This window comes from Vibrio crassostreae, assembly GCF_024347415.1.
GTDB classification, from domain to species: Bacteria; Pseudomonadota; Gammaproteobacteria; order Enterobacterales; family Vibrionaceae; genus Vibrio; species Vibrio crassostreae.
This window is the reverse complement of record NZ_AP025477.1, coordinates 930,616-955,520: the sequence shown is the minus strand read 5'-3', so window position 1 is coordinate 955,520 and position 24,905 is coordinate 930,616. Positions and strand designations below refer to the sequence as shown.

General features: G+C 43.2%; 24 protein-coding genes. 11 read left to right on the top strand and 13 right to left on the bottom strand.

Annotated elements, in window-relative coordinates:
- The first annotated feature begins 2 nt into the window (after positions 1-2).
- Genes OC193_RS20000 through OC193_RS19960 form a run of 9 tightly spaced genes read left to right on the top strand, consistent with a single transcriptional unit; the run spans position 3 to position 8,355 of the window.
- Complete coding sequence (locus OC193_RS20000) at positions 3-1,196, top strand: AAA family ATPase (protein ID WP_048662553.1); 1,194 nt, start codon at positions 3-5, stop codon at positions 1,194-1,196.
- The gene (locus OC193_RS19995; protein WP_048659968.1) at positions 1,193-2,458 is read left to right on the top strand and encodes a CpaF family protein; all 1,266 of its coding nucleotides are present in this window, start codon (positions 1,193-1,195) and stop codon (positions 2,456-2,458) included. Before OC193_RS20000 ends, OC193_RS19995 begins: the two co-directional genes overlap by 4 nt.
- On the top strand, positions 2,455-3,369 hold the full coding sequence (locus OC193_RS19990; RefSeq protein WP_048662555.1) for a type II secretion system F family protein: 915 nt from the start codon (positions 2,455-2,457) through the stop codon (positions 3,367-3,369). The genes OC193_RS19995 and OC193_RS19990 overlap by 4 nt, the downstream gene beginning before the upstream one ends.
- Positions 3,369-4,235, top strand: a complete 867-nt coding sequence (locus tag OC193_RS19985; RefSeq protein WP_048662556.1) for a type II secretion system F family protein — start codon at positions 3,369-3,371, stop codon at positions 4,233-4,235. The genes OC193_RS19990 and OC193_RS19985 overlap by 1 nt, the downstream gene beginning before the upstream one ends.
- Positions 4,232-5,362 carry a tetratricopeptide repeat protein gene (locus OC193_RS19980; RefSeq protein ID WP_184957551.1) on the top strand — a complete coding sequence of 377 codons (1,131 nt, stop codon included), beginning with the start codon at positions 4,232-4,234 and terminating at the stop codon, positions 5,360-5,362. Before OC193_RS19985 ends, OC193_RS19980 begins: the two co-directional genes overlap by 4 nt.
- Positions 5,359-5,895 (top strand): TadE/TadG family type IV pilus assembly protein, encoded by a 537-nt coding sequence (locus tag OC193_RS19975; protein ID WP_048662557.1) that lies wholly within the window; start codon positions 5,359-5,361, stop codon positions 5,893-5,895. Before OC193_RS19980 ends, OC193_RS19975 begins: the two co-directional genes overlap by 4 nt.
- Complete coding sequence (gene tadF, locus OC193_RS19970; protein WP_048659972.1) at positions 5,885-6,469, top strand: tight adherence pilus pseudopilin TadF; 585 nt, start codon at positions 5,885-5,887, stop codon at positions 6,467-6,469. The genes OC193_RS19975 and tadF overlap by 11 nt, the downstream gene beginning before the upstream one ends.
- Before the next feature lies 1 nt (position 6,470).
- Entirely contained in the window at positions 6,471-7,787 is a 1,317-nt protein-coding gene (locus tag OC193_RS19965; protein WP_108021079.1) for a TadE/TadG family type IV pilus assembly protein, read from the top strand.
- 1 nt (position 7,788) lies between these two features.
- On the top strand, positions 7,789-8,355 hold the full coding sequence (locus tag OC193_RS19960; RefSeq protein WP_048662558.1) for an OmpA family protein: 567 nt from the start codon (positions 7,789-7,791) through the stop codon (positions 8,353-8,355).
- A gap of 135 nt (positions 8,356-8,490) precedes the next feature.
- Here OC193_RS19960 and OC193_RS19955 read toward each other — a convergent pair whose 3' ends face one another.
- The 7 genes from OC193_RS19955 to moeA form a co-directional block, all read right to left on the bottom strand.
- Positions 8,491-10,794: a putative bifunctional diguanylate cyclase/phosphodiesterase gene (locus tag OC193_RS19955; protein WP_048662559.1), complete on the bottom strand. Its 2,304-nt coding sequence runs from the start codon at positions 10,792-10,794 to the stop codon at positions 8,491-8,493.
- Positions 10,795-11,177: 383 nt separating this feature from the next.
- The gene (locus OC193_RS19950) at positions 11,178-12,026 is read right to left on the bottom strand and encodes a sulfurtransferase (protein WP_048662560.1); all 849 of its coding nucleotides are present in this window, start codon (positions 12,024-12,026) and stop codon (positions 11,178-11,180) included.
- 35 nt (positions 12,027-12,061) lie between these two features.
- Complete coding sequence (locus OC193_RS19945; protein WP_048659980.1) at positions 12,062-12,376, bottom strand: hypothetical protein; 315 nt, start codon at positions 12,374-12,376, stop codon at positions 12,062-12,064.
- Positions 12,377-12,560: 184 nt separating this feature from the next.
- Positions 12,561-13,166: a hypothetical protein gene (locus OC193_RS19940; protein ID WP_048662562.1), complete on the bottom strand. Its 606-nt coding sequence runs from the start codon at positions 13,164-13,166 to the stop codon at positions 12,561-12,563.
- Positions 13,167-13,177: 11 nt separating this feature from the next.
- Positions 13,178-15,361 (bottom strand): LruC domain-containing protein, encoded by a 2,184-nt coding sequence (locus tag OC193_RS19935; RefSeq protein ID WP_048662563.1) that lies wholly within the window; start codon positions 15,359-15,361, stop codon positions 13,178-13,180.
- Positions 15,362-15,614: 253 nt separating this feature from the next.
- A complete protein-coding gene (gene moeB / locus OC193_RS19930; RefSeq protein WP_048662564.1) occupies positions 15,615-16,364 on the bottom strand; it encodes a molybdopterin-synthase adenylyltransferase MoeB in 750 nt (249 codons plus the stop codon).
- 12 nt (positions 16,365-16,376) lie between these two features.
- Positions 16,377-17,612, bottom strand: a complete 1,236-nt coding sequence (gene moeA, locus OC193_RS19925; RefSeq protein WP_048662565.1) for a molybdopterin molybdotransferase MoeA — start codon at positions 17,610-17,612, stop codon at positions 16,377-16,379.
- 216 nt (positions 17,613-17,828) lie between these two features.
- On the opposite strand from moeA, the gene folE reads away from it, so the two are divergent.
- Entirely contained in the window at positions 17,829-18,482 is a 654-nt protein-coding gene (gene folE, locus OC193_RS19920) for a GTP cyclohydrolase I FolE (RefSeq protein ID WP_048659985.1), read from the top strand.
- A 498-nt stretch (positions 18,483-18,980) separates the two neighbouring features.
- On the opposite strand, the gene OC193_RS19915 is transcribed toward folE, so the two are convergent.
- The 6 genes from OC193_RS19915 to OC193_RS19890 form a co-directional block, all read right to left on the bottom strand.
- A complete protein-coding gene (locus tag OC193_RS19915) occupies positions 18,981-19,580 on the bottom strand; it encodes a hypothetical protein (protein ID WP_048659986.1) in 600 nt (199 codons plus the stop codon).
- A complete protein-coding gene (locus OC193_RS19910) occupies positions 19,573-20,112 on the bottom strand; it encodes a YaeQ family protein (RefSeq protein WP_017631131.1) in 540 nt (179 codons plus the stop codon). The genes OC193_RS19915 and OC193_RS19910 overlap by 8 nt, the downstream gene beginning before the upstream one ends.
- A gap of 117 nt (positions 20,113-20,229) precedes the next feature.
- A complete protein-coding gene (locus OC193_RS19905) occupies positions 20,230-20,439 on the bottom strand; it encodes a cold-shock protein (RefSeq protein ID WP_004737278.1) in 210 nt (69 codons plus the stop codon).
- Between the two features lie 446 nt (positions 20,440-20,885).
- On the bottom strand, positions 20,886-21,977 hold the full coding sequence (locus tag OC193_RS19900) for a PQQ-dependent sugar dehydrogenase (protein WP_048662566.1): 1,092 nt from the start codon (positions 21,975-21,977) through the stop codon (positions 20,886-20,888).
- A gap of 144 nt (positions 21,978-22,121) precedes the next feature.
- Positions 22,122-22,907 carry an ABC transporter ATP-binding protein gene (locus OC193_RS19895; RefSeq protein WP_048659988.1) on the bottom strand — a complete coding sequence of 262 codons (786 nt, stop codon included), beginning with the start codon at positions 22,905-22,907 and terminating at the stop codon, positions 22,122-22,124.
- Between the two features lie 76 nt (positions 22,908-22,983).
- Positions 22,984-23,745: a siderophore ferric iron reductase gene (locus tag OC193_RS19890; RefSeq protein ID WP_048662567.1), complete on the bottom strand. Its 762-nt coding sequence runs from the start codon at positions 23,743-23,745 to the stop codon at positions 22,984-22,986.
- Between the two features lie 219 nt (positions 23,746-23,964).
- On the opposite strand from OC193_RS19890, the gene OC193_RS19885 reads away from it, so the two are divergent.
- Positions 23,965-24,873 carry an AraC family transcriptional regulator gene (locus OC193_RS19885; RefSeq protein WP_048662568.1) on the top strand — a complete coding sequence of 303 codons (909 nt, stop codon included), beginning with the start codon at positions 23,965-23,967 and terminating at the stop codon, positions 24,871-24,873.
- Positions 24,874-24,905 lie beyond the last annotated feature (32 nt).

The window sequence follows — 24,905 nt, the reverse complement described above, 5'->3', positions numbered from 1 at the left end:
CTATGGACTTGGATATCTTGTTTCGTAACTCGTCTTCGAAAATGAAGTCGACAGTTGAGGCTACCGATCTGATCGTTTCAGACGATAGCGCCTTAACTGAATCGATCAATGATTTATATGCGATTGAAGGATTTCCAAAACCGCTTGAAGTCACTGATATTGATTTGGATGGTGTTTGGAATCAGTCAAACATCAAGCTTAACCATGTTGTACTCGATCTTCGAAGTGCTTCTAATGTCATCGAGCAAGTCTCCGAGATTTCGATTCGTTTAGACGTGAATATATCTTTGCTCGTCCTATGTGACGTCGACTCTATAAAGCTGCGTAATCAAGTGCATGCTTTAGGTGCGACTTATGTGTTGTGGGATCCAGAACTAGATGCGTTACTGGCGGCAATTAAAACGACGCAAGAGGGAGAAAGTGCTGTAAAAAAAACGCGCGTTGCTAAACGTATATTGGTTTTAGGGACCAAAGGTGGAATTGGTGTGTCTTGCATAAGTTCCGTTTTAGCGCACTCCTTAGCAGAGCAAGCGAATTTAAAGACACTGCTAGTGGATCATGATTCCGGAGCGATAAACAGCGATATTTATATTGGTGTAAAAGGCTTGAAAGCCAAGCACAACAGCATTGATTTAAATCAGATCGATATCGACAGTGCGATAGCAAGAACCTATGTGCATGGTGTTAAAGAGAAGCTAGATTATTTGGTTCTCGAGAAGAATGTCGCTTGTCTTTCTGATCACGCCTCTACGTTGTACAACCTCTCTAATCAACTGATTGATAAATATAACTTTATTATCGATTCAGCGCCGCTGTCTTGCTACGAAGAGATGCACGATCAGGAGTTATCAGATAAGTATCACCGTATCTTTATTGTTTGCGAACCTTCGGTCTCTTCATTGCGTTCATATAACTCGCTGAAAAAGAAGATCGGTAAATCTGAACACCAGATTATTTTCAACCTGAATAGGCCCGCGAAGGATTTCATGGTGACACTTGCAAGTGCGAAAGAGCGGATCAAAGCCAAAGATAGCATTGATTTCATGTATGAGCCGTCATTAGAAAAGACAGTGGTTCAGCAGGGGATTAATGAGTTGCTTAAGTCTAAGTCATCGACGGCCGTTTTGAGCATGGTTGCCACGTTAACAGGCAAGAAAATTAAAACCAAATCACGCTTCAGTTTGTTTAGAAAATGAATCAATTAAAAGAAATCTACATCCAACTTCGGGATGAAATCTTCGATGCGTTGGACGCAGCGACACTTGTTGAAATAAGCAATCAAGAGCTAGAAGAGCAGCTTAAAGACTCAGTCAATATTCTTATTGATAAGAAGCAGTTGCAAGTGAGCTCATTGAAACGTGTCGACTTAGTCAAAGCATTACTCGATGAGTTGAAAGGCTTAGGGCCACTTCAGGCATTAGTCGATAACGATGATATATCGGATATTATGATCAACGGGCCATCGGATATATTCATTGAAATCAATGGCAAAGTTGAACAGTCTCCGATTCAATTTGTGAACGAGAAACAACTCAACACTATTGCTAAGCGAATCGCTTCAAATGTGGGTCGTCGTATCGATGAGTCTAAGCCGCTTTGTGATGCTCGTTTGATGGATGGCAGCCGTGTCAACATCGTGATTCCTCCACTTGCAATCGACGGTACTTCTATCTCTATTCGTAAGTTCAAAGAGCAGAAAATTAAGCTTGAGAACCTCGCAGAGTTTGGTGCTATGTCAGTTGAGATGGCTAAGCTTTTGTCCATTGCGAGCCATTGTAAATGCAACATATTGATATCAGGTGGTACGGGTTCAGGCAAGACAACGCTACTCAATGCATTATCTGGGTTTATTGGTGAAACGGAACGCATCGTTACTATTGAGGATGCAGCCGAATTGCAGCTTCAAAAACCTCACATTGTGAGACTGGAAACGCGACAAGCAAGTGTTGAAGGGACGGGAGAGATTACCGCTCGAGACCTTGTGATTAACGCACTTCGTATGCGCCCTGACAGAATCATTGTTGGTGAGTGTCGTGGAGGAGAGGCCTTCGAGATGCTTCAAGCGATGAACACGGGCCACGACGGGTCGATGTCCACATTGCACGCCAATACACCACGAGATGCGATTGCTCGTACAGAGAGTATGGTGATGATGGCTACCGCTAGCCTGCCGATATCTGCAATACGCAGAACTATCGTCAGCGCAGTGGACCTTATCGTTCAGGTAAAGCGTCTCCATGATGGTAGCCGTAAGGTGATGTACATCTCTGAGATTATCGGTATGGAAGGGGATAGTGTGGTGATGGAGGACATTTTCCGTTACGAAGCTAGTTCCAATTTCAAAGATGGCAAGATGGAAGGAGAGTTCCGAACACCCGGCTTATCCACTCGTTCTGTCATTTATGAACGCGCAAAATTCTTTGGTTTAGAACAAGCGGTAAGGGAGATCTTTACATGACCTTAATCCTGATCGCGTCATGGAGTGCTTTGTTAGTTTACTTCCTTATTCATCGCTCTCGCCAAGACAAAAAACTGAGTAGTTTGATTGAAATGGAAGCTGAATTCGAAGGGGTAAAAGGCGTTCGCTCGGTTATCGATTCGCAGCAGTTTGAAGAGAGCTATAAGGCCAGGCTTAGGAAAAGTTACAAGAAGATAATAAAGGTCTTCCAGCCCAATATGTCTTTGAAGCTGATTCTATTTATTAGTGTATCTGCATCAGCGGTTTATGCCATTAACGAGTTTTTCTTACGTCAGGATTACCTAATTTGTTTAATTATTGTTGAGCCTATTTTGTTCTTCGTTTTTTACAACAAGCTAAAGCAACGGCAAATGGATCGTTTTAAAACAAACTTTCCGGATGCTTTGAATATCTTGAGCGGAGCCATTTCATCAGGCCAAAGTATCATTCATGCGTTCGAGTATGTAGGTAAGCAGCTTGATAATGAAGTAGGCAAAGAGTTCAAGTTCATGGCCGAACGTTTGCTTATTGGTGAAGACCCTGATGACGTGCTTGAACGCAGTAGCAATACGTTTCCTTACTTAGAGTACTTTTTCTTTGCCTCGACGATACGAATCAACTTAGCTCGAGGTGGTCAGCTCAAAGATGTCATCAACAAGATTAACCGGCTTATGTTTGACTCTAGAGCAGTTGAGAAAAAGAAAAATGCATTGACCTCTGAAGCGCGTGCTTCTGCAAAAATTATTGCTTGTTTACCAGTTATATTCTTGATCATTCTAAAGTTTACTAGCCCGGAGAATTATAGCTTCGTTATGTTTGAGGAAGCAGGGCAGCCGATTTTTTATTACGTTTTAATGAGTGAGTTATTAGGTTTCTTTTGCATTTGGCTGATCCTGCGAGGTGTCAATTAATGGGATTTAAAACGGTTTTAATTTGGGGCGTGATATTCGTTATATCGATGGTGTTAGCAACCTATTGCTTGCGTTTCTGGGATAACACGAGAGCAAATATAGAAACTCGTAAAATAATTGGCTCAACACGCGAAGAGAAAAAAAGAACGGATTTATTCAAGGCTCTTTTATCTCGAATTAGTTTCAATAAAGACGAAACAAAACGAAAGTTAGTCGCAGCAGGCTTTTATAGTGATTTCCTTGCGGATGCCTATTATTTATTAAAAATCATCCCTTTTAGTATTTGCTTAATATTAATCGGCTTCGACTTTTATAACGGAGAAACAGAGGTGATATTCGCTCTGTTATATCTACTGGGGGTTTTGTTGGCGTTTGTCATCGCGCCAGATTCCTATGTGTCGACTCGAGGTAAAGCCAATATTAAGCACATCAGTTCAAGGTTGCCTTTTTTACTCGACCTTATGAATGTATGTGTTCACACCGGCATGACAATCGAGTCTAGTTTGGAGTATCTGGCCAAAGAACTTCACTCGGTAGACAGTAACCTTGCTCATGTTGTCAGAGTCACAGTAGAGCGGTCGCGCTTAGTTGGATTAGAGAAGGCATTAGAGGAGTTTTATGAGCTTGTGCCTACTAGTGAATCGCAGAGCTTTGTGATGACCATGGTACAGAGCTTACAGTTTGGCTCATCTGTTGGTCCTGTGTTGGCTACGCTAGCGACGGATATTCGAGAGCTTAATATGATGGACTTGGAAGAACGGATTGGAAAGATGGGGGCAAAAATGTCTATTCCATTGATCGCTTTTATCATGGTTCCGATTGTTGTTCTCATTGCGGCCCCAGGTATTTTAAGGATGTTGATGTGATAAGAAAATTTGTATTAGTCGTTATTGCTATGATTCTATTTTCTGGTTGTACAGCCGTTAATAACCAACTTGATACTAAAGAACAATTGCTTATTGGATCGGGGGATTCGCAGAAGCTCATTGAGTTTTATAAGGCAAACATACAATCCGACCCTGTATATAAAGTCAAACTTGTTAACTTGTATTTAGATCTAAAAGATATTAAATCGGCCGAGCTATATAGGAATACCTACAGTGACAGTGATCTTGATGAGCCAGAATATATTTTAACCAGTGCTCGAATTTACTATCAGAAAAAGAACTTTGAGCGCGCATTGCATGAGTTAGACAAGTATAGAGATGAAGGTGGAGCCGAGTATGAGTACCAACTTCTAACCGGAAAAATATTAGCTCAGCAAAAACGATTTTCTGAAGCAATTGAGCATTTCGAGGAAAGCCGCAAACAAGGAGCTTCAGACAGAGAGGCTGGTAACAATATTGCTGTTGTTAAAATAATGCAGTCTGATTATTTGGGCGCGACAGACATTTTATATGACCTTTATCTTTCAAATCCGAATGACCAGAGAGTGAGTTCTAACTTAATTCTCTCTTCGGTTAAGTCGCAGCGACCGGATATCGCATTGGAAGTTCTGAAACATTCGAATAGCGATGAGCAAGCTCACAAACAGCTATCTGCATTAGTGAGGTCAATATCTAAAAGCAAAGGGAAGAAGACCATGACACAGTCAACGATAGAGATGGAACAGCAGCTTATAGGTTCCCAAGCTCACTCTGGGAGTTTTGTAGCACCGACATCGCGAGTCAGTAAATTGGATTCGACTGCAGAGTTTCAAACATCTAAACACAGTGTGGATGGTTCTGTACTCGACCCTAGAAAGTTGAAACCCAATGCAAAACCTATTTATCGAGTGCAAGTATTAGCGACGTACACTGCGATTCCTTCGGACTTTCTGAATTATCTAAAAACAAACTATGGCTCTGTCTATTCGTATACACATGGTTTGTGGAAGCGCTATTGCATCGGTGATTTCAATGACTTAGACGAAGCCAAAGCTTTCTTAGATAGCATTGATATAAAAGGGGCATTTGTCGTTGATTACACCAAGAAAAGGTATGTCCGTTTATGAGGTCATTCAATCGCAAGCAAAATGGGTCATTGACGGTTGAAGTCGCGATGGGGATACCGATCTTTCTGGCTATTGTTTTTGGATGGGTTGAGATCTGTATTCTGACGTTCTCCATGAGTATGACTGATCACGCATTAACGACGGCAGTGATGCGAACTAAAAAAGCGGGTGACTCGAGTAGTAGCCAATCCATTAACTATGGGCAAATGATTAAAGATGAGTTGAACAAAGCGGGAGGCTCTTTATGGAGCAACGTAGTTAAAGAGGGGAGTGTTGTTATTCATGTTAATTACTTTCGAGACTACGAAGGGTTTTTGAAATGCGCGGATACTTACGCTTCCGCTGATAAATGCCCAGATAAGAAAGATGAACCGGAAGACATGGCATTAGCTGTTTACGCTTTGGAATACACCTACGATCCGATTGTATCGATATGGTTCCCAGATATGCCTATCAAGCGTGAAATTATCACTATTCAAGAATATGAAAGATGTTCATTCAAAATTGGTCAGGGAGCGGGTTGTGCAAGTTAAACAAAAAGGTGCATTTGCTGTTGAGTTGGCGATGGTTTTGGTCTTTGCGTCAGGGATCTTTGTTGTTGTCGTTAACCATATGCTAGCCATCAATAAAAAGGGTCAACTCGACAGAGCTTCTTATTCATTGACCACCATCTTTGCTGAACGAAAACAATTGTTTAATGCCGACATGGATATTTGTGCGGGTGACTGTCGAAAAACAGAACACAACGCGTTTGTGATTGCTTCTGCTTCAATGAAACGAATGATTCCAAACTTTGATAAAACCAAATTTGGGATGCGTATTGACGAGATAAGACTTGAAGAAACGGCTTTATCTGGAGGGAAAGTGAATTACCGAAGGGTTCAAAAGACTCTGACCAAAGGGAGCATACACGGATGTGACTTTCCAGACATGAGCGATATCACCAAAGAAAAAGCGATAGAAATACTTCCTATCACATCACGAGGCCGCAGATTACCTATGTATCAGGTGTCTCTTTGTTATGAAATCCCAACTAATTTGATTGGGATCGCCAACGGAGAGGTTTTTCGGCTTGTAAGTACATCTTATTCATTTGCGAGGGTTTAAGGTGAAGTCGATAAAGAGAAACCAAGGTGTCGCAGGTATTTTGTTCGTTGGTCTATTGCCTATGATGGTTATTTTTATGGCATTTTCGATGCAGATGTCTCAACAGATGCTAGCACATACAAGGTTATTAGAAGCCGCAGAGGTTGCCAGTTTGGCACTTATTGCGAGCCCTAAAGAGGACGAAGAAAAGAACGTAAAGTATGCACGCTATTTGGTCGATAGATACGTTGTTGACAACACGGATGATGTTGATGTTGCTGTGTATACCAGTAAGTGTGAGTACAAAGACGGCTGCGTCCAAGCCAGCGGTGAACTTGCTCCGTTTAGCGACTTTGTGGTAAGTGCGACTGCCAAATATACGTCTTGGATCGCGTACGAAGAGATGAACTTAAAGCCTGAGTTTTCGGTGAGTGGGCGAGCAGTTACGCGCAAGTATCTTCCTCAGCCTGTTGATGTCTACTTTATCGGTGACTTTAGTGGCTCTATGGGTTACTCGTGGAAGAACGGCAAAATAAAACTCGATGTCGTGAAAGAGACTATTAAACGAGTCGTCGATGACATTGAGGAGTTTAATACGGAAGAAAAGAGTCGAGTTGCTTTGCTCGGGTACAACCCGCTCCATGTAAAACAATCTGATGAGATAGTAAGACTTAATGCTTATGGTTATCGTGCTTCATGGCGAAAGAAATATGCTTATGATTACGCTCGGAACTCTCCTGCGACAACGGTTAGACGAATGTTTGATAAACCAACTTTGTATAATGAGATCATTGAACCATCGTATGGAATGAGTAGATATCAAGTAGAGAGACTTTATAAGCGAAATAATGATTTTGATGATGACTACAAGTTTTATGATATTCCACTGACTGAAGACTATGACAACTTTCGAGCTCAGTTGATGAGCGCTCAGTTGAAAGCTGGTGGAGGCACCTCTTCTTGGAACGGGATCATTGCCGCTGCGCAAGAAGCCAATAAGGCGACCAACCTTAACCCTGAACAAGTGTTTATTGTGTTATCCGATGGTAGCGACAACGACGAGACTTATCTACAGAAATTGGTGGATCAGGGGTTATGTAAAAAGCTGCGCTCAACCATTTCAGCGAAACGAAACCGCTTTCAAAGTAATGCCCCAACTGAAGCCGAGAAAACGAAAGTCACGATGGGCGTCATTGGTATTAATTATAAAGTGGCAGAAACCGATGGCTTTGGAGATTGCTTTGGTAAGAAGAACATCTATCACGCTAAAGATGGCGAAGATGTATACAAGTACATTTTGAATTTGATTAATGAAGAAACCGGAAAACTAAAGGATTAACATGAGATACCTAGTGATTTTATCTACGATGCTAATGTCTCCATTGGGCTATGCAAACTGCTTGGGTGATGTTGGCGAATACGTCACTTCTAAAATGTTGGTGTCTTCTCATACTGTTACGACACAAGTGACTGGGAAGCTGGTAGAGCTAAATGAGAAACCTCAAAATGAGGTGATCAATAGAGAGAGTGAAGTGATTCAAATCGGAGCACAAGATGATGTGTGTTTCTATGATAAAGCGACGCAATCCCTGGTGCTTAATTACCCAACTAATGTGTACCAATTGGATGAAAGCCATAAGCAAGTATTAGGTCAGTACCTTAGCTTAGTCAGTGATAAGTCCAAGATTTATATAGAGGGTCACGCAGATAGTGTAGGCAGTAAAGGCTACAATAAAGCCCTGTCATCTCGCCGTGCTGGACAAGTGGCGAGCTACTTAAAGAAAGATCTTCACCAAGGAAGTCGCATCGTTGAATATGCGTATGGAGAAAGCGCACCCATTTGTAAGGTTGTGGATAACAAGGCAACAGGTTGCAATCGACGAGTTGTGATAACAGTTAAGTCGTAATGGGTTTTGTTTTCATTGTCTGTGTTTTTATTTTTTGGGCCGCGATGTTGAGCGGTGTATAAAAAAGGGAGCCTGTTTAGGCTCCCTTTTTTGATTGATCGCGTTATTCGCGAGCTGGGTGAGATTAACTGACAGTTATGCCGTCGGTTCTGGTTGTTCTATTGTCTCAACCTGAGTTGGTGCTAGATACTCACACAGCTCATCGTAAGGAATAGGGCGAGAGAAGTAATAGCCTTGCATTAAGTCACATCCACACGCCTTTAGAATCGCGAAGTGTTCGTTTGATTCTACGCCTTCAGCCAATACCACCATGCCAAAGTTCTTGCCGATTGCGATGATGTTTTGAACCATAGTTAATGATTGCTGATCCACCGCAATATTTTCAATAAAGCTTTTGTCGATCTTAAGTTCATCGATAGGGAGTGCTTTCAACATACTCAGTGATGAATAGCCAGTACCGAAATCATCTAAAGAGATCTTTATATTCTTCTCTTTGAGGGCTTCAAAAGTTGGTTTCACTAAAGTTACATCTTCAATGAACAAGCTCTCTGTAATTTCTAGCGTTAAACAGCTAGGAGAGAGTTGATACTTTTCTAGTGTCGCGAACAGGTGCTCAGAGAAAGATTGATGAGAAAACTGACGAACTGATATGTTGATCGACAGCCCGATCTTTTGTTCCGTTGTTCTGTGCAAGTGGGCGATCTGCATAATGCTGGACTCAATAATAAAAGTACCCAGTTTTTGCATTAAGCCTGTGTTCTCAGCAACCGGTATGAAGACATCTGGCGGTACAAAACCCAATTCGTCATCAATCCAGCGAACGAGTGCTTCTACACCATGAATACTTTCATTTGCACGAACTAGCGGTTGAAAAACCATGAACAGCGTTTGTTTCTCGATAGCGATGCGTAGCCTTTGTTCTACTTTCATTTTGTAGAGGTGCGCATCTTGCATTTCCGTTGTGAAAATACTGTATGAGTTTTGCTGTTGTTTCGCTTTGTACATCGAAATATCGGCAGAACGTAATAAACTGTCTAGATCTTTCCCGTGTTCAGGGAAACGAGCTACGCCGATGCTGCAACCTAACAAAAACTGAGCGCTTTCAACTTCATAAGGTTGAGAAAGTACTTCAATAATACGCTTGGCGAGTCGTTTTACCTCAGCTTCATTCGACAATGGCGTTAAGAACAAAAACTCATCGCTTGATTCACGTACTAAGAGGCTGAGTCGAGATCGGAATCGCATCAAACGCAAAGCTATTTGTTTGAGCACCTTGTCGCCGAAGTCGTGTCCGTGGGTATCATTGACACATTTAAAGTTATCGATATCAATAAACAACAGCGAGAACTGCTCTGACTCATCCTCAATCCATTTACCAATATTTTTACGCATGTACAAGCGGTTTGGTAGAGAGGTTAATGGATCATGGTTAGCCTGATAAATGAGTTGGCTACGAGTGCGTTGTTCGTTCTTGGCAATCGACTTAACCAAAAAGTAGAAACCAAATTGAAGAAAAATAAAGGCAACGAAAAGAATGCTGAACTCTTGTATAAATATGCTATCGACGTGAGTTAAATCCGTACGTCCAACCACCCATAATTTGTAGTTTGGGATGTATTTTGCGCTCATTAAAGAGTGGTATTGTTCATCGTCGACGACAAAAGAGTAGGTTTCTTGCCCATTCATCGCTTCTTGCACGCTGATTCCGAAGTGGTCGGTAAAGGTCCGTGCAATACGTTGTAGGACATCTTTGCCGACTGGAGAGGAATATGCACTCTCAGATTCGATATCACTCGAATAAAACTGGCGATAACTGTCTGTTCTGATCAGGCTTAGTGTATTGAAACTTCCGGCGTGAGCATTATTTTCAAATACGATCGTGGCGTCTAACCGCAGCCCTGCGGTCATTACTGCATCGATTTTATTACCATCGATCGAAATGGATTTTCTCAGCGGGATAACCAAGCTATTCAACGATTCTTGAAAATAGGTACGGCCAAGCACCATGCTACTGCTTGATAGGGCGTCTAAAAAGGAGTCTTTCGTTGGCGCGTATTGAAGCAAGTTCCTTTGATTCGCAAGTTGGAGATTTGAGCTGATCGAGAGGTAGTCACCGTCGGTGTTCAACAAGCCAAACGCTGCAATCGCAGGGTGAGTATCTAGCAGTTTATCCAGTATTGGTCGAATTTGAATGGAGGCAGTACGAGTGAAGTCAGACTGCTGGGCGAGTTGGTGCCCAACCACTTCAAGCAGTGCCTCTTGACTGGTCAAGAGTGAGCTTACAGAGCTCGAAAACAGCTCGACTTGGATATGTTGTTGTTGGGTGAAGTCATCTCTGTTGGCTTGCCATTTAGTTACGCCCAACGCGGCGAAAAGTATCAGGGTCAGTAGTACGATCAACGCGTACAGCGACCAGATATTTTTCTTAAATAGAGCCATGAGATGCCTTTTGTTGGTTACTACTTTTAACAGAGTGCAAGTGACAAACTATTGGGTCGTCAGCGTGATTCGTGCAACGAAAGATACAAACATCAATGATGACAGTATCAATGATTAAATAGTGTAACGACTACGAGCAGAGATTCTTGAGTGAAATATTATTATTCACCACATTGATAACGATTTACCCAAGATTAATCACGGTTTATGGTCAATAAATCGCTATAGATTAAAAGCAACCGAGTAAATCCAGATTTGTTTTCAAACGACGTAGCATTACCGCAAAGCAAAGAGCTTACTGTGTGAGACGTTAAGTCATCACTACGAGTAAGCTCTTTATGCATGCGCAGCATATTCTAACAGTGGCAGTAAGCGAAGTTGAATTACCTTTTAGTCACAGCGATGGGTAATTTCTCGTTAGCGCCCCATTCAGTCCATGAGCCATCATAAACGCCCATTTCACCTGAATATCCGGCCAGTTTAGCGGCTAATAATATGATGCAGGCTGTTACTCCAGAACCACAACTAAAGAACATCGGCTGAGAAGGGGTTAATTGCAACGTTGAAAAGATATCGACGAGCTCTTCTTGAGGCTTTAACTTACCGTTATCGAGCACTTGGGCAAATGGTAGGCAAATCGAATTCGGTATATGGCCACTACGTAAGCCTTCACGTGGCTCAGGAACTTCTGAATCGAAGCGAGCTTGAGAACGAGCATCGACAATGTTTGCGCTTTTGGCAGTGGAATAACCTTCAATCTGCTGAGCAGTAACAAAATAGTTGTCTTGAATATTGCCTTCAAAATCACCCACTTTTACTTCGGTTCGATAGTCAGTCTCGGTCGCGTAACTGGCTTCGATCCAAGCTGGCAAACCGCCATCTAAGATGTATACGTCGTTGTGTCCCATTGCCATAAACATCCACCACGCACGAGGGGATGCGAAGGTTCCTGAGTTATCGTAAACCACAACCGTACTGTCTTGATTGATGCCAATTTCTTTTGCGCGAGTGTTGAAGTGTTTTTCGGTCGGGAACATGTGAGGAAGCAAAGTGTGCTTGTTACAAAAGTCTTTATCGTAGTCAAAACGAATAGCCCCAGGAATCATTTGTCCTTTGATCTTTTCTGACTCACTTGGGATCTGAAATTCGATACTGGCATCTAGGATTATAATGTTGTTTTCTTCTAGCAAACGTTGTTGAAGTTGTTCTGGTGAAATGAGTGGCTGAGTCATTCTTCTTATATCCATTCTTGTTGTTATATCGACGACTAAGGCGCTGTTCTACAGTGGATGAACTGATAGCTGCTTTGTCCGGTTATTTTATTGTTTAATGTATCAAGCGCGACCACAGAATCAAGAGGGCAGTCTGTTGTTGGTGGAATGGAAACGCGAAATATTTCGTTGTTTTGAGTTTCAACCGTGAGGTAGCGCCTATGTCCGTCTAGTGACTGAGTGAGCGTGTTAGAAATCACTTTGGCTTGAACACGTTGCCCTGTTTCTGAGGTTAAAGGGAAGTAGGTGAGGGCCAACAGTACACCGACACCACACATTAAGATAAATAGACCTATTTTTAACTGTTTCATGAGAGTAAGTCTTTGAAGGTTATATTGAAAAGATAAGTCAGATTGGCAGTAAAGTGAATGTAATCAATCAGAAAGTTTGAGTGGCTATCCATTCTTATACGATCAAAAAGTGAGCATCTCTGCTCACTTTGGATTGATACAGAATCAGTTTTTCATCTGTTGACGACCAAACTGTCTCCGCCGATTACCAAACTATCTGAGAATCACTACTCGATACCAATTGTTGTAATGGTGGCTGACCGTCATAAAACCAAATTTCGACCAACAGTGATTCGTGATTGACTGGAGCCGTAAAGTTAGACGCGAATACCCCATTATTTAACGAGCCGGCAATCACTTTACTCGAATAGTCCGGTTTAAAGGTCGAGTCATCCCTTGTGCTGAAACGGCTATAAACCGTGACAAAGGAGCGAGCCGTTGAAATGTTGCTGATGTCGATGTCGATATCAAACTGCTCAATAGAGCTGTAATCAAAGCCGTCGGGTACGACTACATCGGCCATCGTATAGATTGGTGTCGCTGCTGCATTTGTCGCTGGAGATGTCGTTCCTGTTACTGGAGTTGAAGGCGCTGCTGGCGTCGACGGTGTTGCTGGAGATGGTGTCGATGCACTACCGCCACCACCTCCTCCTCCACACCCAACTAATATCAGTGGAGTGACAGCGAGAATAACAGTCAACGATTTCTTCATGTTCCAAGTTCTGTGTGCAGACATACCATCTTCCTTAGCTAGGTTGCGACTCGAATCAACGCAATGAGTTTCTTGATAGTGTTTATTGTGAATAGTCATAACGTTTCTCCTTAAGGTTCGTAGCGTTGATTGTCTGCTGGTGATTGGTGCCATGTCTGGTTCGTGTCACCACCGGACTCTGCGTATTGTTTGAACTCAGGGTAAGCGGTAACAATATCCACATACTCTAGCGGCCATTCCCATTCATCGGTTGACGTAATGATCAGTGCCCAAGGGTGGTTCTCTGCTGTTTTGAAATATTTACCTGTTGATGGATTACTGTCATCGACACCTAATCCAGCCTCAAAGAGATTAGTCGTATCAAAGGCTTCTGTTGGTGCTTGGTCTGGCAAGTGAACTTCCCAACTGCGCCCTGGGTGCAGAGGTAGATTTTCACCGTGATAGTAACCCGGTGTTGCAAAGATGAACGGGTCGTAAGGCATGTCTGTCCATGTGTCGGTACTGATACCTGAGTCAGACAAGCTGATACCGATTTGGAAAGAGAACTGCTCACTTTCTTTACATGAGTTACTGGTTCGGTAGAAAGTACATGACGTGTCTATTTTCGAAGTTAAGTCCTCGGCGGCAACAAATATCGCCTCACTACGTCCTTCCTCCATGTCCAAGTCAGTAAAGACACCATTGTGTTTCATGTACGAGTTACCGCTGTCTACTGATGATGGTGCTAAGTTTGGCAAGCGAACGGCGAAGCCATTTCTATAGTCTGCACCAACTGCAGCTAAGCGACCGTCGATGGTGGATTTTACGACTTTTCCGTCTTTTAAGATCTCTGTGATGCGATACATAATCACAGCATCATTCATGTCGTAGTCGGCTTTATAAGGCCAGTTATCTTCATACGCCAAGGTTGCGTAACCAGAAGCACTTGGGAAGTAACGGGCTGTGGCGCCGTCGTTAAGAACATCAACTTGAATATCAACTACCTCACCAGAGGTTGAACCTCCAAAGTAGTTCAGGTTGGTTTGTTGGCTGAATCTGAAGCGAGCCCAAGTAGTCCCCGTTAGTGCGTTGATATCGACATTTAGGAACAGATCGTTTTCACCAGCATCCAATTGGTAGTCGGTAAATACTTGTTCGTTAGCACCATCGAAGCTGCCATCTTGGTTCCAGTCGATCCAAGCTGAAAGGTAACCGGTTGTTGATGCTTCAATCACCACTTTTGAATCAAGTCCGGCTTCAAGTGCGGTAACAAAACCGATACCACCGTTTGCCCATTCATCATCCACCCCGACAGTTTCATCTGATTGAGGTGTGACATAACCATCTAGATCCGCATCTGGAGGCGTTGTACCTAACCAGGTGATGCCATCGAGTTCATGTCGAGGGCCATTGCTCGCCAGTAACGTTAGGTAGCTGTCTGGCGCGTCACCGAAGTCGATGTTCGAATCTTCATCTACAACAGGCGCGTTCGCACAACGAGCGCCATCGTTTTTATCAGAAGCTGGGCCATTTGAAATAAACTCCACTGCGGGAACAATACCGGCTGCAATGTTATCAGCATTGCCAGGAGACAAATCTATTCTGTAAACTTTGCCGTCTTCATTTCGTGAAACATAGTAGTAGCCATTTACATCAAAGTACCCAGCACCGAATGTTCCGACAACAGTATTGCCATTGGACTTGGTCATAGGGTCGCCAAATACCTCATCTTGTCCAGGGTCGCCGATATAGGTTTCACCACCAGTTCCAGGGTCTATTTGGTATAAATGACCAGTATTATTGTCGATTCCATACAGCCAACCATCGCTGGGGTGAAAAGCAAAGTCGGTTAGATTAAGTGTTGCTGGACTATTCGGAACTTTGTTAACAGTAACGACTGCGTTTGGATCGGTACTTAATGGTGTCAAATCTACAGTGAACAAGCCCTTATTCTTACGATATAGGTAATAGACGTGTTCATAGACATCACCGACATAGAAGGTATGAGCGGTGGGTAAGCCACTGGTATTTATAACTTGTGCTTGGAAATCCTCACCAAGGCGGACCAAACGTTTATTAGTAGTGTCGTAACCGTAAATATACCTGTCGTTGAAATTAAAGCCGACAGCATTTATGCCGATACTCATACCAGTATCGTCTTCGAGTATTTCTGTAAAACCAGTAACTAAATTGACGGACCAAATTTCAACGGGACTTGATTGAAACAAAAATGCCTTACTAGGGCAGGTATCGAATGGCGCTGCGTTGGCGACCAATGGCGCACTTAATAGCAAACTTAACGTTGTAATTCTCATATCTACATCCTTGTGATGGAAGGTCTAGATACTTAATCAAGTAATGTGCCATTTTTAAGCTTATGATTTTATATGTTTTTATTTTTGATAATTCAAGTTCTTGTTGTTTTCTCAAAATGAGAATTCAAATGAAACTAATCCCTTAATAATTATTTCAAATTGATAACCCTGAGTAGAAGCTAAACTTCAGGAATAAAAAAGCCCTGACTTATAGTCAAGGCTTAGGCTCTCGATAAGAGGAAGATGGTTTAGTCTATCCACACACCGAGCAATTAGGCATTTTCATCAAATTCATCTCACGCCAGCTGTGCGACATCGCATCGAGTATCAAAAGCTTGCCTTGCTTTGGTTGCCCGAATTTAGCAATCACCTTAATCGCTTCTAGAGCTTGCGCCGCGCCTACCATGCCAACAACAGGTGCCATTACACCCGCTTCAACACAGCTTAGTGCGGCGTTGCCGAATAGAGCACTCAAGCACTGATAACACGGCGCGTCGGCGTCTTGATAAGTGAATACGCTAATCTGACCTTCCATTCGAATCGCAGCACCAGAGACTAATGGTGTTTTCGATGCGTAACATAGGCGGTTCAACTGATTACGTGTTTCGACGTTGTCACTGGCATCAAGAACAAGAGAGTGAGTTTCAATCAACTTTGCAAGCGCTTGATCATCAAGCCTGTGGTCGACAGTTTCAATTGTCAGATGAGGGTTCAATACCTGCAGCGACTCAGCGGCAGAATCGACTTTCTTCTTACCAATGTCAGCATCGGCGTGAAGGACTTGTCGCTGTAAGTTTGAAAGCTCGACAATATCATCGTCGATCAGTGTCAGCTTACCAATCCCCGCGGTCGCAAGGTATTGAGCAGAGGCACAACCTAAGCCTCCAGCCCCTAATACTAAGATTGAGCTCTGCTTTAGCGCTTCTTGGCCTTCAAAATCAAACTGCTTAAGGATGATTTGGCGGTTGTAGCGAAGCATCTCTGTGTCAGACAGTATTTCCATCAGTGAGCCTCGTTAGTAAAGCGTCGAGTTGAACAGTTGGATCTGAACCGTTTCACCGACTTCAACACGGCCGCGTTCGCGCTCTAGTACCACAAAGCAGTTTGCTAAACTCATTGAGCGGAAAGCGCCAGAGCTTTGGTTACCGGTTGTTTCTACGACAAACTGACCGTTTTCAATCGAGTAGATGCCACGTTGGTAATCAGTACGGCCTGGGCCTTTTTTGAATGCAGACTTGGTGATAGCAGGAATAGATTCTGGTGCTGTCCACGCGGTATGACCCGCAAGCTTAGCCAGCATAGGTTGAACCAGTACGTACATCGTCATCATCGCTGATACAGGGTTACCCGGTAGGCCACAGAACCACGCGTTATCCAACTCACCAAATGCGAACGGTTTACCGGGTTTGATTGCAAGTTTCCAAAAACCGATTTGCCCCAGTTCTTCAAGAATGTCTTTAGTGTAATCCGCTTCGCCAACACTTACGCCGCCAGAAGTCACAACCACGTCTGCTATTTGCTGTGCTTTCTCGAACGTCTCTTTAAGCGTTGCAGGGCAATCTGGGATGATACCTAGGTCGATAGCTTCACAACCAAACGCTTCAATCAGCGGTTTAATGCCGTAGCGGTTGCTGTCGTAGATCTGACCGTCTTCAAGAGGCTGGCCTAATGGTTTTAGTTCATCGCCAGTAGAGAAGAACGCGACTTTAGGCTTGTGTAGTACTGTAACGTGGCTTACACCCAGTGAAGCAATCATTGGAATATCACGAGGTGTTAAACGTTCACCGCGGCTAAGTACGATATCACCCTGCTTGATGTCATCACCAGTAGGACGAATGTTATTGTTCAGCTTGATGTCGTCTTGTTGAATCTCAATGACAGCGTCAGTTTCAACCGTGTTTTCTTGCATGATTACGGCGTCGCACCCTTCCGGGATCTTTGCGCCAGTCATAATGCGAATACAGGTATTTGCTGGCCATTCACCTTCAAAAGGTTGACCTGCAAAAGACTTACCCGCTAAAGGCAGCATTTTACCGTTTTCAAGGTCTGCTAAGCGCAGTGCATAGCCGTCCATTGCTGAGTTGTCAAAAGGAGGTACGAAAATAGGGGAAAGAATATCTTCAGCAAGGACATAACCTAATGCTTCAGCAAGAGGCAGAGATAAAGTCGTTTGGATTGGTTTGATTGGTGATAGCAGCTTGTCTAGTGCTTCTTCAATTGGCATTAAGCCGGGAGCGTCGCAACAGCCCATAATTGAAATCCTTTGGTCGTTATTATTTTGATTTGGTGGTTGGCAGCAGTGATTCAATAATGATCAAATTAATACTATTTACCAACGAAATTGCAGCCACTTTAGCATAGTTTAACCCCCGTAAATAATGACCTCCCTTAAAATATGGGTGTATTTATTCAAAATTACGAGTATCCTTGTTTGCCATCCAGAAGGGGCAATAAAAGAGGAAGTTCAATGTCAGGTCTTAGCGAATCAGCGAAGTTGGTTAAAGATGCGCTAGCAAGCCGCGGATTAGAGACACCAATGCGTCCTAATCAGGTTAGCCGAGAAGAGAAAAAGGAACGAATCGAACACCATATGCGTGAGATTCTAACTCTCCTTGAACTTGATCTTACAGACGATAGTTTGGAAGAAACACCACAACGTATTGCTAAAATGTACGTGGATGAAATTTTCTCTGGTTTGGATTACGCCAATTTCCCTAAAATTACGGTAATTGAAAACAAGATGGGCGTTCGTGAGATGGTACGTGTAAAAGATATTACCGTGACCAGTACTTGTGAGCACCACTTAGTGACGATTGATGGTAAAACAGCGGTCGCTTATATCCCGCGTGGGAAAATCATCGGCCTTTCAAAGATTAACCGTATTGTTCGATTCTTTGCTCAGCGCCCGCAAGTTCAAGAGCGCATGACACAGCAGATCCTTGTTGCATTGCAAACGCTATTAGAAACCGATGATGTTGCTGTAACCATGGATGCGGTTCACTACTGCGTGAAATCACGTGGTGTAATGGACGCAACTAGCGAAACAACAACGACAGCATTGGGTGGTATCTTCAGATCAAACCCAGCAACGCGCCACGAATTCTTACACGGCCTGCGTTAATTCGCTTCGTGATTCGATGAGTACGATTTAGCCTCAGCAAATCGGCAACCAAGATTCTAAGCCTCGCTCTCAGCGGGGCTTTTTTGTGCCAGTAATAAAGTTAACTGCATGACTGCGAATGTTGTCATTACCGAGAGTGAAGAAGGAGCGAGTAAGGAATCTGTTTGTCTCCGCAGTTTTATGACTTTGTATGAGATCCCCGACTCAGTCGTTCCTCCCTCTCGGGGATGACGGAGAATATTGGGGGATTTGATTCAAGAGTATGTTGAGGGTGACGGAGAATTTCGACGAGTTAATTCAGGTGAATCTTGAGAATACTGGTGAAAGTGTCTACGTGAAACGCACTCAATAAGTTTTGAGCACATACCCCGTTTCCCTAAAGCGAGGGACGAGCGTAGTAGGGAATCTCATGTTCAGGGGTAATAGTGGGAAAAATGGTTGGAAATAGGTGCGCTCTACACAGTGCAAAGCGCAAATTGATTTCAGCTGGTGGAATGCTTAAGTAAGATTAAACAAACGCTTAAAGCGATGAACAAAACCTGATGGTTTGTTCTCAGCTTGATAGAGGTTCAAGCCATCATAAAAGCTGCCCATGAACTCGACTCGAATCTCGTCATCAGTATTTCTCGAAAGGCGAGACAGTAATGTTGCGGTCGCAGCAGCATGATCATTGGCTAGGCTGTAATCCATTCCTAGTCGTCCTTGAATGAACAACCACAAATGCGTGACTAGTTTTAACTGTTGGGCGTTAGAGTTTTGAAACTTGTCGCTATGTTCAGTGCCCACTGTATTATCGAATACATTTTGCATCGCCTCATTCGCTTCTTTATTACTTTCAAAGCGATAGCTTACATCGATATGTACTTTAGTTAGCAGACCAAGCAACGTCTGACGTGCAGAGTTGTCCGGTTTGTTCTCGCAAGCGTGTTTAAACAGGGCATGATTTTCGTCAATAAAAGACGTTAGCTCTTTCTCAAAACCTGTCGCAATCGCAGTTACTGAGTCTAAGCCAGACTCCTTCAAACAAACGTGAAGTCTGGTTTTAGCTTGTTGGTTTGCTTCAAGCTTTTGCTGATTACTGGTTGGAAGCTCAGTCATTACTCTGCAGCTCTTCCCATGTGACTTCTGCTGATTGTGTATCGCTATTAACGAAAGCAGAGTTGCCTGTCAGCATGACAGAAAGATCCATCGTGCGTTGTGTCATCGCTGCAAGCTGCTCAATACCATCGTTGTCTAGACGAACGATTTGAGCTTTTAGATAACCGAATTTGCCTTTGTTCTGTTCCCACCAAACATTTGATTTAGTGTTGAAGCTGAATACGCGAACTGATTTCGATAGACGAGTTGCCTTCTTAACACGCTCTGGATCGGGTTCGCCGACATCAACCCATTCTAGGATTTGATCATCTAACGACTTCTGCCATAAATCGGGTTCTTCAATGCTAGACAACCCTTTGGTGAACTCAAGTTCAGGAGAGGCATTGATACAGAAAGCCATGATTCGAGCCATCATTCGCTGTTCTGTTTCCGAAGGGTGTTGTGCAACCGTTAGATTAAAAGAGTCGTAATAGTCGCGATTCATATCAGTTAAAGAGATACGAAACTTATAGATTGTCGGTTTAAGAGCCATTGAGAGGGTGTCTTAGGTAGAAATAGTGAAGGGGAATATTACCTTAAATCTCTGAATAGCGGGTAAAAAAATAGCCAGCAGAGGCTGGCTATTTTTAGAAAGCTTTAAAATACTAAATTAAAGTACTTTGATGCTGTCAGCTTGTGGGCCTTTTTGACCTTGAGATACTACGAACTCAACTTTTTGGCCTTCAGCAAGAGTTTTGAAACCTTCGCCAGTGATTGCAGAGAAGTGTGCGAATACGTCTGGACCGTTTTCTTGTTGAATGAAACCGAAGCCTTTAGTTTCGTTGAACCATTTTACTGTACCAGTAACTGTGTTAGACATGATGTTATCCCTAAAATTAATTTTTATAGTGAGCCAATTGTGGCACTGATAGCGTGGAAAAGTTTATTGCTATTGCGTACAACACAACGGGGTTACTAGTAATCCAACGAAATGTTTATATACAAAGAACTTTCTTTCTAGCCGAAATGGAGTCTAAATCAAATCAGGGGATAGTCAATCGAATCCATAGTGAAAGGTTGCAGAAACTTGGGGGTAGTCAAACTTTGCATTCCTTAAATATCATGGAGTTACAGTTGTATGGTGATTTCTTGTCGTTTTTGTGAAAAACCTAGGTGAATTTGATGACAAAATTAGAGTGGTTGCACTGTTTTGGCACATTCTACTTTGTGACAAGAAAGCCGTTAAATTGACTTGAGGGCCTGTATTTAACGGCTTTATTTATAATAATCATTATCAAATATCGTCTGTTTGTATCGGTGTCGCCACTACTTTTTCAAGCGGTATAGATTACCATTATCGGTGCTGAAGAAGATGTCTCCGTTTGGTGAAGTTTCGATGTCTCTTATCCTTTCGCCTAAGTCCTCTAAAATGCGTTCTTCCTCGATTGCCTCACCTTGCCCGTTAACTGTGACGATATTGATGTGGGTAAGTTTTAGTGCCCCTGCCAACAGCTTGCCTTGTAATTCTGGGTACTTGTTACCTTGGTAGACGATCAAACTGCCCGGAGCGATTGAAGGAACATAGACCTTTTTAGGCGCTTCTATGCCTTCTTTGGTTTCAGATTCGCCAACGCTGATAGGGCCCCAATACTCCTTACCGTGTGATGTGACTGGCCATCCGTAGTTAGCTCCTGCTTTTATTAAGTTGATTTCATCACCGCCACGCGGACCGTGTTCTATAGACCAAAGCTTTTGACTTGGGAAATCATAGAAAAGCCCTTGCGGGTTGCGGTGACCGAAACTCCAAATCTCGTCGAGAACCTTGTCGTTATTTATGAAAGGGTTGTCGCTTGGCGTGCTTCCATCGGCATTCAGTCGTAATATTGATCCGGCGTGAGTCATAGTGTCTTGGCCGTTGTCTCGATCACCTCGATCACCGATTGAAAAATACAGGTGGCTATCATCAAAGGTGATACGGCTACCAAAGTGACGTCCTGTGTCCGTTCTGGATTTAGATACAAACACGTCTGTCCAATGGGTGACTTCATTATTGCTGTAATTAGCAGAAGCCAGTGTCGTTACGCCTTCACCATCGACGCCTTTACTGTAAGTGACGTAAAACTTTCCGTTTTCAAAAGGGGAGAGTGCGATATCCAATAATCCACCTTGGCCTTTCGCCCATACATTGGGCAGCCTGAACAGTGTGTTTTGATCGCCTGTTTTTAAATCGACATGTTTAATGACGCCTGCTTTCTCTGTGACTAACATGGACTTATCGTTGACATAAGCCAGTCCCCAAGGGATCACGAGTCCGTCGGTGATCTTCTCGGCTTGCCAGGCGAAGGCCGCCGTTGAGGCAATAGGACCGGACACAACAAGTGCCAAAGCAGAGCATAGAATGCGGTGATAAGTGTTCATTGAAGTCTCTTGATTTCATGAGGTGGTATTAGTGTAGCTTGTGTTGATTTAAGTTTAAGGAAACATTTACTCTGTTTTCACTCGTTATGCTGGTGAGTTATCCAAAGAATGAGTACCTCATTCACTTAACTTTGATTCTTCGGGTTACTCGCAAACAACGGCGACCTTCTCGCTTGCAGCTGTCTTAGCTGGAACTGGATGATCGATAAGTCGAATTGGGGACTCATACAAAGCCGATAGCGCTTGTTCATCAAGTAACTTATCCGCGCTGCCTTCAAAGGCAATCTGACCTTTCTTCAGAGCAACGATGTGTGTCGCGTAGCGCAGTGCAAGGTTCAAGTCGTGAAGAATCACGATAACACCGACGCCTTCCTTTTTGTTCAGCTCAGACAGTAAACCCATCAGTTGGAATTGGTGATGTACATCCAATGCTGAAGTGGGTTCATCAAGGATCAGTACCGGCGACTGTTGAGCCAGCAACATAGAGACCCACGCACGTTGACGTTCACCACCAGACAAATCATCTGCTAATGCTTGTGAGAATTCAGTAACACCGGTTCTTTCCATTGCTTGCTGGATGATCGACTTATCTTCTGAATTCCAACGACCTAGTGCGCCTCTCCATGGGAAGCGCCCTAAACGAACCAGTTCTTCGACGGTTAAGCCAGCAGAAGCAGGAAGTTTTTGCGGTAAGTATGCAATCTTTTTGGCCAAGTCTTTGCTTTTTAATGAAGAAAGAGATGTGCCGTCTAATTCAACGTTGCCATGATCCGGTGACATCTGTCCTGATAGCAAATTAACGAGTGTAGATTTACCTGAACCGTTGTGACCAAGAACAACAGTGAGTTCATTGGTCGGAATCGTAAGGTCTTCAATTAAGAGAATGGTTCTATTATCACGAACGATTTTGATGTTTGAAAGCTGAAACATGTCAGTCCTATGTTTAGACCAATAAAACGCTTAATGAAATCAAACATACTTTATTGGTCTTTAAAAATAGAGGGTGTTATTGAGCCAGTTTTTTGTTGTCAGGGTGTCTAGGGCAATCGTCGCAATACTTTCCCGAATCGCATTTGTAAACTAAGCAACAGCTGACTCTAATCAGTTTAAGCATTCCTGAATCGGCATCGACCTTGAGGCTGTCTAAGTGACTTTCAGGTAATTGGCATGCTTCTAACCAAAGCTTAGCTTGTGCTGTGATGTAGTCGTTGGTCAGGCTCGGTTCATGCTGCTGCAATTTGATCAAACTGCCTAACAGTAGATCCGCCAGCAAATGGTTAGTAAAACCAGGGCGGATGCGTGTCCATTCACTTATTTGGCTGCGATAAAACTCAGTGAGTGCAAGTATGGCTTCGCCAGCTTTAGGTATCAACTCCTCAGGTGAACCGTGTTGATGGTCACCATTGAAGAAGCGATACCCTGTCACAAACTCTTTGTACCTAAACTGACCGATATTCTTGATATCTGGCAATGAGTGAAGGCCGTAGATAGATACGAAGGTCACATAGATAGGCTGCCAGCAAACTAGATCCCAAGTTCGCGTCAACCAATACGCTTTTCCTGCTTCAGAATGATTTTCCGCTAAGCCATCGTAAACGCGTTTGATCTCGATATGGCTCTTATCGTTTGTCATTGCGATGCTTTTGCTGCTCAGAGAGCCATAACTTCCACTTAGATAAGGCGTTATTTGTTTTGAGTAAGCGAAGATTTTCTGGTGCAGGGAGGGGGCTCTGCGACGAGTGGCAATATTGTGCAGCTGGGAAAGCATTTTAAACCATTAAATGAGAATCAGTTGCGTTATCATAGCGAACCTCATTGACGATAACCATACAAAATGGTGCATCTCTTCAGAGAACTCTTGGTTTGAAAAATTTATAAATTGAATGCGCCTTGGCCATTATTAAGTGATAAAAGTCGCTTTAAATGTTAAAAAGTATTCCTGTATAGACTTAATTGTTACCACTATCGAGATTATAAAAGCGTGACTATGAACACTCCTGCATTTGACCGTATCAGCCGCGTATTGGCTTATATCCATGCGAACCTTAGTTCGGCACTATCGCTAGAAGATATTGCGAAACAGAGCTGTTGGTCTCGCTGGCAACTGCAAAGAGTGTTTCAAGCGGAAACAGGGCTTACTGTGGCCAACTATGTGAGAGAACTAAAGTTAAGTCAGGCGGCTGAAGAGTTGCTTGATGGGAAAGAGCGTGTCATTGATGTTGCACTTGGTCTTGGGTTCAATTCAGAGATTAGCTTTAGTCGTTCGTTTAAACAGATGTTTGGGGCAAGCCCAAGCCAATATAGAAAAGCGGGCAAAAGAGTAGGGCTAAGAAAGCCGATACAAGTGTCTGAAACTGTCAGCGCAGAAGAAAAAGGCGCTCTGAGTTTTGTTGAAGTTCGTATTGACGAAAGAGAGTCTTTCCTTGTTAAAGGCATAACATCAGAAATCAGCGGCTTGTTTTCGCTGACGCAAGATTTTGCACAAAAAGTCCCTCAGTTATGGTCACGCTTGGAAAGTGAGGTGAGTTTGCCCGATGACAACGCACTGCAGTTTATTGGTGTTATCGATCTCACTCAGTCATGCTTCGACGGGACTAACATTCATTATTGGGCAGGTGTCGAGCTTGATGACGAAGTTTCAATTCCGCAACTACCAAGTCTAATTTCTGAAAAGTTAAAAGTGCTGACTATCCCCAAGCAAACCTATGCCGTGGTGAAGCATTGCGGGCCTATAGAGAACCTGCGATATACCTTGAGTTGGTTTGTTCTTAATTGGTTACCGAGTTCGGGTTATCGCGGTGTCGATGGCTATGAACTCGAAGTGTACCCATTTGGCTATCAAGCTCACGCCTCTGACGCTGAGATGGAGTATTGGGTTCCTATTATTAAATCGTAGTCATATCCTCGTCATTCCCTTCCTAGCAAAGC

Coding starts and splice junctions, on each gene's coding strand:
- OC193_RS20000 (WP_048662553.1), top strand. CDS start 3: ATGGACTTGGATATCTTGTTTCGTAACTCGTCTTCGAAAATGAAGTCG.
- OC193_RS19995 (WP_048659968.1), top strand. CDS start 1,193: ATGAATCAATTAAAAGAAATCTACATCCAACTTCGGGATGAAATCTTC.
- OC193_RS19990 (WP_048662555.1), top strand. CDS start 2,455: ATGACCTTAATCCTGATCGCGTCATGGAGTGCTTTGTTAGTTTACTTC.
- OC193_RS19985 (WP_048662556.1), top strand. CDS start 3,369: ATGGGATTTAAAACGGTTTTAATTTGGGGCGTGATATTCGTTATATCG.
- OC193_RS19975 (WP_048662557.1), top strand. CDS start 5,359: ATGAGGTCATTCAATCGCAAGCAAAATGGGTCATTGACGGTTGAAGTC.
- OC193_RS19960 (WP_048662558.1), top strand. CDS start 7,789: ATGAGATACCTAGTGATTTTATCTACGATGCTAATGTCTCCATTGGGC.
- OC193_RS19955 (WP_048662559.1), bottom strand. CDS start 10,794: ATGGCTCTATTTAAGAAAAATATCTGGTCGCTGTACGCGTTGATCGTA.
- OC193_RS19950 (WP_048662560.1), bottom strand. CDS start 12,026: ATGACTCAGCCACTCATTTCACCAGAACAACTTCAACAACGTTTGCTA.
- OC193_RS19945 (WP_048659980.1), bottom strand. CDS start 12,376: ATGAAACAGTTAAAAATAGGTCTATTTATCTTAATGTGTGGTGTCGGT.
- OC193_RS19940 (WP_048662562.1), bottom strand. CDS start 13,166: ATGACTATTCACAATAAACACTATCAAGAAACTCATTGCGTTGATTCG.
- OC193_RS19935 (WP_048662563.1), bottom strand. CDS start 15,361: ATGAGAATTACAACGTTAAGTTTGCTATTAAGTGCGCCATTGGTCGCC.
- moeB (WP_048662564.1), bottom strand. CDS start 16,364: ATGGAAATACTGTCTGACACAGAGATGCTTCGCTACAACCGCCAAATC.
- moeA (WP_048662565.1), bottom strand. CDS start 17,612: ATGGGCTGTTGCGACGCTCCCGGCTTAATGCCAATTGAAGAAGCACTA.
- folE (WP_048659985.1), top strand. CDS start 17,829: ATGTCAGGTCTTAGCGAATCAGCGAAGTTGGTTAAAGATGCGCTAGCA.
- OC193_RS19915 (WP_048659986.1), bottom strand. CDS start 19,580: ATGACTGAGCTTCCAACCAGTAATCAGCAAAAGCTTGAAGCAAACCAA.
- OC193_RS19910 (WP_017631131.1), bottom strand. CDS start 20,112: ATGGCTCTTAAACCGACAATCTATAAGTTTCGTATCTCTTTAACTGAT.
- OC193_RS19905 (WP_004737278.1), bottom strand. CDS start 20,439: ATGTCTAACACAGTTACTGGTACAGTAAAATGGTTCAACGAAACTAAA.
- OC193_RS19900 (WP_048662566.1), bottom strand. CDS start 21,977: ATGAACACTTATCACCGCATTCTATGCTCTGCTTTGGCACTTGTTGTG.
- OC193_RS19895 (WP_048659988.1), bottom strand. CDS start 22,907: ATGTTTCAGCTTTCAAACATCAAAATCGTTCGTGATAATAGAACCATT.
- OC193_RS19890 (WP_048662567.1), bottom strand. CDS start 23,745: ATGCTTTCCCAGCTGCACAATATTGCCACTCGTCGCAGAGCCCCCTCC.
- OC193_RS19885 (WP_048662568.1), top strand. CDS start 23,965: ATGAACACTCCTGCATTTGACCGTATCAGCCGCGTATTGGCTTATATC.